The 1,277-nt window shown below is 43.3% G+C and carries 1 protein-coding gene and 1 pseudogene; both read left to right on the top strand.

The window, feature by feature from the left end; genetic code table 11:
- Nucleotides 1-298: pseudogene (locus tag B4K20_RS15845) on the top strand (chemoreceptor glutamine deamidase CheD); the annotation flags it as partial.
- Nucleotides 299-307: 9 nt separating this feature from the next.
- The coding region (locus tag B4K20_RS15850) for a protein-glutamate methylesterase/protein-glutamine glutaminase (protein WP_289283658.1) at nt 308-1,277 on the top strand (970 nt) is incomplete at its 3' end.

Here is a 1,277-nt window from a genome sequence, read left to right on the forward strand (position 1 = left end):
AAACCTGGAAATGAAAGTCTGTGGTGGTGGCAAAATTATTGATGGGATTTCCAATGATATTGGTCACCAGAATAGTGAGTTTGTACTTAATTTTGCAAAACTCGAAGGCATTCCTGTTATTGCCTATGATTTAGGTGATATCTACCCGCGAAAATTAATGTATTACCCTCAAACAGGAAAAATGTTTATCAAACGTATTCAACATTTATACAACGATACAATCCTGGTTCGCGAGTCTCAGTATCATGAACGCTTAAAAGAAACATCGCTTAGCGGTGGCGTGGAATTGTTTGAGTAAAGGTCAGCCATGAAAAAGATTTCCGTCATTGTTATTGATGATTCAGCTCTAGTTCGTAAGTTGCTAACAGAAATTCTCAATTCTGATCCTGAGCTAGAAGTTGTTGCCACTGCTGGGGACCCTTATCAGGCGAGAGACAAGATTAAACAGTTTAATCCAGATGTGTTAACGCTGGATGTTGAAATGCCAAAGATGGACGGGGTGACATTTTTACGTAATCTGATGCGGCTCAGACCAATGCCAGTTGTTATGGTGTCAACCCTAACTGAAAAAGGCGCACAAATTACCCTTGAAGCGATGGCTTTAGGTGCATTTGATTTCGTAGAAAAACCCAAATTAGATTTATCTCAAACATTGTCCTCCTACTCAGAAGAAATTATCAGTAAGATTAAAGCGGCGGCAGGCGTTCAGCCTCAGCAATTAACCACAAAAGCCATGCTGGAAGTTGAGGAGCGCTTAACAGCAGATGCCGTCATCGCTAAGAGCACCAAAAACATCCCCTTAAAAACCACAGAAAAAATCGTTGCCATTGGCGCTTCTACGGGCGGAACAGAAGCAATAAAAACAGTCTTATGTGCTTTACCAGCGAATGCGCCGGGCATTGTTATTACTCAGCATATTCCAGCTAGCTTCAGTGCCCCTTTTGCTGAAAGGGTAAATAAAATGTCAGCCCTTAATGTTAGTCAGGCCATTGATGGAGAACAGATTCTGCCTGGACATGCATACATTGCGCCTGGTGATAAGCATCTATTAGTCGAGCGTAGCGGTGCTCGTTACTATTGCCGTTTGAATGATGGGCCTGCAGTCTCACGCCATAAACCTTCCGTGGATGTTCTCTTTCGTTCGATTGCTCAAAATGTCGGGGCCAATGCCATTGGGGTTATGTTGACCGGCATGGGTGATGATGGTGCTAGAGGGATGTTGGAGATGAGGGAGAATGGAGCGAGTAACATGGTTCAGGATGAAAAAAGCAGCGTAG

It is taken from the genome of Methylophaga sp. UBA5088 (genome assembly GCF_002414625.1).
Classification (GTDB): domain Bacteria; phylum Pseudomonadota; class Gammaproteobacteria; order Nitrosococcales; family Methylophagaceae; genus Methylophaga; species Methylophaga marina.